Consider the following 892-nt stretch of genomic DNA (forward strand, 5'->3'; position numbering starts at 1 on the left):
ACTGGCTTTACCTTTCTTGTTGTTACTCGCTTTAAAGGATAAATTCCTTAGTGGTAACATTGGCAGGACGGTCGGTGGCTGTTACTATTACCTTATCGCCGGTAAGAGAAGCGTTTACCACAGTGGTGGTATACACCCACTTACCTTCTTGGAAGGTAGCATTCCCCTCTTCTACAAGTGTAGCATCGTGGTCGGTGATTTTCACTTTCACGCCTGTTACTTTAAAAGTGTCGGATACTTGTACGACAATCTTTTCTCCGGCAACGGAACCTGTATAGTTTGAGGTATCTACCGCGTCAATCACAGGAGCTTTAAGATAATCGGCAATTGCCATATTATAGGGGGTGGTACCTGGACGCTTTTTAGCTTCCTCGGCATAGCTTTGCTTAAGTGCACTATTTTGCAAAGCACTTTTAGCATAGAAAGCTGCTCGAGCAAACCTTTGCTGATGTAGCTGTTGTGCTTGGCTTGCTTTCTGAGAGCGAACGGGGGCTTTCCCTACGATGGTTTGTCCTGCGCGTTGGCGGAATACGATTTGGCGAGCTAACATACCGCTCAATCCTTCGGTTACTACATTATTTTTGCTTTTTGCCATAATGATTGATTTTTTAGATAAGAGGTCAAGAACTAAAAGATGGAAGGCGTCGACTTTATATTTACCTTTTGTCTTTCGGCTGTTCCCCTTATCAAGTTTTTACGGTGCAAAATTCTGGCGATAATTTTTTATGGGCAAATTCTTATGCAAGGATTGTAGGATTTTAGGACAAGGATTGTGCGTTTGAGATACAAGGCTAAGAATTGAAGAAATGAGAGTAACACAGTAAATACAAGGAAAAAAGTCGCTAAGCGAGATGCTTAGCGACTTTTTTATTATCAAAATTAAAATCTAAAA

General features: G+C 41.4%; 1 protein-coding gene. It reads right to left on the reverse strand.

Going from position 1 to position 892, the window contains the following annotated elements:
• Positions 1-31: 31 nt before the first annotated feature.
• Complete coding sequence (locus tag HMPREF9078_RS09020; protein WP_009420383.1) at positions 32-595, reverse strand: hypothetical protein; 564 nt, start codon at positions 593-595, stop codon at positions 32-34.
• Positions 596-892: the final 297 nt, after the last annotated feature.

It is taken from the genome of Capnocytophaga sp. oral taxon 380 str. F0488 (assembly GCF_000318255.2).
Classification (GTDB): Bacteria; Bacteroidota; Bacteroidia; order Flavobacteriales; family Flavobacteriaceae; genus Capnocytophaga; species Capnocytophaga ochracea.